This is a genomic window from Acinetobacter sp. USHLN143, from assembly GCF_037145695.1.
GTDB lineage: Bacteria > Pseudomonadota > Gammaproteobacteria > Pseudomonadales > Moraxellaceae > Acinetobacter > Acinetobacter fasciculus.
The window spans coordinates 1-6,425 of the sequence record NZ_JBBCWZ010000107.1; the positions used below are offsets into that span (position 1 = coordinate 1).

2 protein-coding genes are annotated in these 6,425 nt (G+C 44.4%); one reads left to right on the plus strand and one right to left on the minus strand.

The features are described 5' to 3' along the window. Positions 1-224: 224 nt before the first annotated feature. The gene (metH, locus tag WFH18_RS16240; protein ID WP_121980320.1) at positions 225-3,911 is read right to left on the minus strand and encodes a methionine synthase; all 3,687 of its coding nucleotides are present in this window, start codon (positions 3,909-3,911) and stop codon (positions 225-227) included. Positions 3,912-4,447: 536 nt separating this feature from the next. On the opposite strand from metH, the gene WFH18_RS16245 reads away from it, so the two are divergent. After that, positions 4,448-6,067: an inorganic phosphate transporter gene (locus WFH18_RS16245; protein ID WP_034439196.1), complete on the plus strand. Its 1,620-nt coding sequence runs from the start codon at positions 4,448-4,450 to the stop codon at positions 6,065-6,067. The last annotated feature ends 358 nt before the right edge of the window (positions 6,068-6,425 follow it).

Genomic DNA, 6,425 nt, shown 5'->3' on the forward strand with positions numbered 1-6,425 from the left:
CGGTTATATGCGGGCCAATTGGTTGTGCGGTAGATTTTGTGTGTAGGCTTCTTCATTTGAAAATTATATCGCTGAAAAAGCCTTTACAGATAGGTTTGTGCAACAAAGCCATTTGATACGCGAAAGTCCCTCTTTCTTAAATAGGGATTTAGGGAGATTAAAAATCTAAAAACAAAAAAATCCCCTCAATCGAGGGGTTTTTTTATATCGAAACTAGAGAATTCTTAAACCACAGAATCATCCAAATTCGGCGCTAACCAACGTTTCGCTTCATCCAAGGTCCAGCCTTTACGCTTCGCATAATCTTCCAACTGGTCGCCAGAGATTTTACCCACGTTAAAATATTCAGTTTCAGGGTTTGCATAATAGAAACCACTGACTGATGAAGGTGGCCACATCGCAAAACTTGTTGTTAAGTACGTACCAATCTTGTCGGTTGTACCTAACCAGTCAAACAATGGCGCTTTTTCAGAATGCTCCGGACAAGCAGGGTAGCCCGGTGCAGGACGAATGCCGACATATTTCTCTTTGATCAAATCATCATTTGAAAGCTGTTCGTCTGCTTGGTAGCCCCAGAACTCTTTACGAATACGCTCATGTAAGTGCTCTGCAAATGCTTCTGCAAAACGGTCACCCAAGGCTTGAACCATAATCGCGTTATAGTCATCACCTTTGGCTTTGTATTCTTGCGAAAGTTCTTCGGCACCGAAGATCGACACGGTAAAGCCGCCCAAGTAATCCTGAGCGACATCTTTCGGTGCAACAAAGTCTGCCAGAGAGTAGTTCGCTTTACCCGTCACTTTGTCAGACTGCTGACGTAAGTGTTCGAAGCTGTGAGTTACATTGCCTGTTTCATCCACAACCGCAACTGTATCTGCGGCTACACGGTTTGCAGGATAAATGCTGAACGTCGCACGCGCATCGAAACGTTTATTCTCGATGATGTCTTTCAGCATTGCTTGCGCTTGTTCATACAAATCACGCGCTGCTTCACCCACCACTTCATCTTCAAGGATTTTCGGGAATTTACCCGCCAGGCTCCATGAAATAAAGAACGGCGTCCAGTCAAAATATTCCACCAAAGTTTCAAGCGGATAATTTGTGAAAGTTTCAGATCCGATGAAGTTTGGTTTAACCGGTGCATTCTTGTCGAAGTCGATCTTGAAGCCGTTTTCAACTGAATCTTGATAAGACAATTTCGCCGCTTTCGGTTGCTTGTTAGCAAGACGGGTACGAATTTTTTCATAATCCGCTGCATAGTCAGCCAAAAGTTTTGGTTTCATCTCAGGAGAGAGCAACTGTGTTGCTACACCCACGGCACGTGATGCATCTGCGGTATAAAGCACGCCATCATTATGATATTGCGGTGAGATTTTCACTGCGGTATGCGCTTTAGAAGTCGTCGCACCACCAATCATCAGTGGAATGTTAAAGCCTTTACGTTGCATTTCTTTGGCAACAAACACCATTTCATCCAATGACGGCGTGATCAGACCAGACAAACCGATGATATCAACTTTTTCATCAATCGCAGTTTGTAGAATCTTTTCGCATGGCACCATCACGCCAAGGTCAACGATGTCATAACCGTTACAGCCTAATACCACACCCACGATATTTTTGCCGATATCGTGTACATCGCCTTTCACCGTAGCCAGCAGGATTTTACCTTTGGCCTCAGCTTGGGTTTTCTCGGCCTCAATGAACGGGTTCAACCACGCCACAGCCTGTTTCATCACACGCGCAGATTTCACCACTTGCGGCAAGAACATTTTACCGGCACCGAACAGGTCGCCGACTACGTTCATACCCGCCATCAATGGACCTTCGATCACATCGAGTGGGCGTGTAGAGTTTAAACGTGCTTCTTCGGTATCTTGGTCGATATAAGTCGTGATGCCTTTTACCAACGCATATTCAAGACGTTTTTCAACAGACTCATTACGCCATTCCAGATTTTCTTCGGCTTTTTGCGTACCACTTTGACCACGGTATTTTTCAGCAACAGCAAGCAGTTTTTCGGTTGCTTCCTGACCACTTTCACCCTGGTTCTGGTTTAATACAACATCTTCAACCGCTTCTTTCAATTCTTTATCGATGTCATCGTAAATCGCCATCTGACCGGCATTTACAATACCCATAGTCATGCCTTGCTGAATAGCATGGTACAGGAACACCGAGTGAATCGCTTCACGCACCGGTTCGTTACCACGGAACGAGAACGATACGTTGGATACACCACCAGAAATCATCGCATTTGGCAGGTTCTGTTTAATCCAGCCAGTCGCTTCAATAAAGTCCACACCATAGTTGTTGTGTTCTTCAATACCGGTTGCAATCGCAAAGACGTTCGGGTCAAAGATAATATCTTCAGACGGGAAACCCACTTCATTCACCAGAACATCATATGAACGTTTGCAGATTTCTTTTTTGCGCGTAGCTGTATCGGCCTGACCATCTTCATCAAATGCCATCACGATCACCGCAGCACCATATTGACGGCAGAGGCGGGCACGTTCGACAAACTCGTCATGACCTTCTTTTAGGGAAATCGAGTTCACCACAGCTTTACCTTGCACACATTTCAGGCCCGCTTCAATAATCTCCCATTTAGAAGAATCCAGCATGATGGGCACACGTGAAATATCTGGCTCAGAAGCAATCAGATTCAGGAAGTGCACCATCGCACCTTGCGAATCGAGCATGCCTTCATCCATGTTGATGTCGATGATCTGTGCACCGGCTTCAACCTGTTGACGGGCAACATCAAGCGCTTCGGCAAAGTTTTCTTCACGAATCAGACGCAGGAATTTTTTCGAACCGGTGACGTTAGTACGTTCACCGACGTTCACAAACAGTGAATCTTTGGTGATATTAAATGGCTCTAAACCACTTAAACGACACGCCGGTTCAATTTCAGGAATTTGACGAGGGGTAATGCCTGCAACAGCATTTGCAATCGCGCGGATATGATCCGGCGTAGTACCACAGCAACCACCGGTAATATTAATTAAGCCGCTTTCAGCAAATTCTTTAATAAATGCGGCAGTTTCTTCCGGCGTTTCATCATATCCACCGAAGGCATTTGGCAAGCCAGCGTTTGGATGCGCTGAAACAAAGGTATCGGCAACATCAGACACGGTTTTCACATGTGGACGCATCGCATCTGCACCTAGGGCACAGTTAAAGCCGATAGATAACGGCTCTGCATGACGCATGGAGTTCCAGAAGGCTTCAGCGGTTTGACCGGTTAAAGTACGACCTGATGCATCAGTAATCGTACCTGAAATCATGATTGGCAGTTCATAGCCTAATTCTTTAAAGACTTCTTTTACTGCAAAGATGGCAGCTTTGGCATTTAAAGTATCGAACACAGTTTCGATCAGGATGATGTCTGCACCACCTTCGATCAAGGCTTTGGTTGATTCAATATAGTCAACTTTTAAAGCATCAAAGGTGATGTTACGGAACGCCGGGTCATTCACGTTTGGAGAAATAGAGGTGGTACGCGATGTCGGACCAATCACACCTGCCACAAAGCGTGGTTTTTCAGGCGTTGAATATTTGGCACAGGCTTCTTTGGCCAGACGCGCTGCTTCACGGTTAATCTCGGGAACCAGATCTTCCATGTGGTAATCCGACATTGAAACGCGGGTACCGTTAAAGGTGTTGGTTTCAATAATGTCGGCGCCAGCTTCCAAGTAAGCTTCATGAATGCCTTGAATGATTTGTGGCTGAGTCAGCACCAGCAAATCATTATTACCTTTGAGATCATAGGCCCAGTCAGCAAAACGCTCACCACGATAATCGGCTTCTTCCAGTTTATGGCGCTGGATCATGGTACCCATCGCACCATCGATAATTAAAATTCTTTTGGCAAGAAGTTCTTTTAAAGTGGTAAGTGTAGACATTCAAACTTTCTCAGCAGAAATCAAAAAAAACGACGCTAATCTTAGCAGATTAGTTGGCTGATTTCTGCTGAGATTGCTCAGAATGATGGATAAGCATGATATGAAAATTTGATAAGTCATCTAGAAAAACAACAAGTTTTAACATCCGGATCAGAAAATATTGCAATCTCTAATCTGATTCGATGTCTTTGAGACAGTAAACAAAATCAAAAAATTAAGCTGATGCTTTCATTCATGAAATTGTCATATTGATGGCTTATGCTGTGCAAATGAAACTTTTGCTCAGCTTGATGACAGGCAGGGCGTAAATCGTTTTGGTAGCAAAATATGTTGAGTTTTTAAGCTTGAAGAAGCTGGAATCTTATCTTAAGTAAATGATTTATAAAATCAAAATCTAGTGTTTTAGTCGGAATTAAACAGGACGAATAGCAGCAAGAAAATCCAAATAATTGCTTCATATGACAGCAGTTTGTCATATAATTGTCACAATTTAACTGAACAATATGGGGATTCTTGAATCCTCTATTCCTGCTTGCATGAATCCTAATCAAACTCCCGTAGATTCAGCACACGGGTCGGCTTCCCAAAAGTCGACCAATGTTCATGTGCCAACACCGAAATTTTTTATGCCGGTGTTCCTGACTCTTATTATCACTACGCTGATTTATATCGGCTTCCAGTTGTCTGCAGATTTAGCGCATGTACCGGCCTTAGGCTTGTATTCAGTTATTTTGTTAGCGACGGCACTTTTTATTGCGTTGAGCTTTGAGTTCGTCAATGGCTTCCACGATACCGCCAATGCAGTTGCCACGGTCATTTATACCAACGCACTTTCTGCTCCCGTCGCAGTGATGTGGGCCGGCTTCTGTAACTTCCTTGGAGTTATGGTGGCCAGTGGTGCGGTCGCTTACGGCATTATTGCGTTATTGCCGGTCGAGCTGATCATGAATGTCGGCTCCGGAGCAGGCTTTGCCATGGTCTTTGCCATGCTGATCGCAGCAATTCTCTGGAATCTGGGAACCTGGTTTCTCGGTATTCCGGCATCCAGTTCACATACCCTGATCGGTTCGATTCTGGGTGTTGGCATCATGAACTATATTCTGAATGCCGGTACTGGCGCTTCAGGTATAGACATGGAGCAGGTGATGAAAGTCGGTAAGGCGCTGTTATTCTCGCCTTTAATCGGTTTTGCATTTGCTGCGATTGTGTTCTTGCTGGTGAAAAAAATCTTCAAGCGTCAACTGGAACTGTTCCAGCCACCTGAAGGTAACAAGCCACCGCCACCATTGATTCGTGCCATGCTGATCTTTACCTGTACTGGGGTAAGCTTTGCCCACGGTTCAAATGACGGTCAAAAAGGTATGGGCCTGATCATGCTGATTCTGATCGGCTGTGTGCCTTTGGCGTACTCGCTGAACAAAAATCTGGATGCACAACATATTCAGTCTTTTGGCCAGTTATCTGCACAAACTGCGGATGTGATCTATCCAAATCATCAGGATATTCCGGATGAACAAGCCCGTGATGTCATCACCAAGTACATTCAGACCAAGGAAATTACCCCTGAAGTCGTGCCTGCCTTGGCAAGTTTGACGGATCATCTGGGTGAAAAAGTTGGTAGCTATACCAGTATTAAGGATGTTCCTGAAGCTCAAGTGTCTGAATTTCGCAACGACATGTACCTGAGCACCACAGCATTTAAACGTCTGGATAAAGCAGAAGCTTTACCAACAATGAGTGCTGCACAGGAAAAAACAGTAGATGAATACCGTGACAATCTGGATTCATTCCTGCAATACATCCCGACCTGGGTGAAAGTGGCGACAGCCTTGGCACTTGGTCTGGGTACGATGGTCGGCTGGAAGCGTATTGTCGTGACTGTCGGGGAGCGTATTGGTAAACAGCATATGACTTATGGTCAGGGTATGTCTGCCGAACTTGTTGCGATGTCAACCATTGCGGCAGCAGATGGCTTTGGTATGCCGGTATCCACTACCCATGTATTGAACTCTGCAGTAGCAGGTACCATGGTGGCGAACAAGTCAGGTCTGAACTTCCAGATGGTGAAAACCATTCTGTCTGCCTGGGTCTTTACCTTGCCAGCAACGATCTGTCTGTCAGGCGGTTTGTATTGGGTACTTTTAAAAGTGTTCTAAGTTATTTAGACATAAAAAAAGCTGCTCTAGAGCAGCTTTTTTTATGGGTGATTTTTACTTCTCCCTAACCCTCACTTGCGCTTCGTTTTAAAAGTGGTGCTTTAAAACTTGCTCAGGAGAGGGGACTACATTAATTATTCAAATAAAGAAAATTTAAATTAAATAGTATTCATTTTATTAGAAAACGATATTTTTAGATGTTTGCTACTACTAATTTGAATCCATTGGGAAAGCTCCCTCTCCCTTTGGGCATAGGTATCTACACATCTATGAGATACCTAATGCCATTGTGGCTATCTCATTGAGTTCATCTATTGAATATTCCGAGAGCAGTTGAAGAGTGTTCAGTAAAATCGAA

What these genes read in the sequence shown, in the direction of transcription:
- metH (WP_121980320.1), bottom strand. Translation starts at nt 3,911, where the DNA reads ATGTCTACACTTACCACTTTAAAAGAACTTCTTGCCAAAAGAATTTTA.
- WFH18_RS16245 (WP_034439196.1), top strand. Translation starts at nt 4,448, where the DNA reads ATGAATCCTAATCAAACTCCCGTAGATTCAGCACACGGGTCGGCTTCC.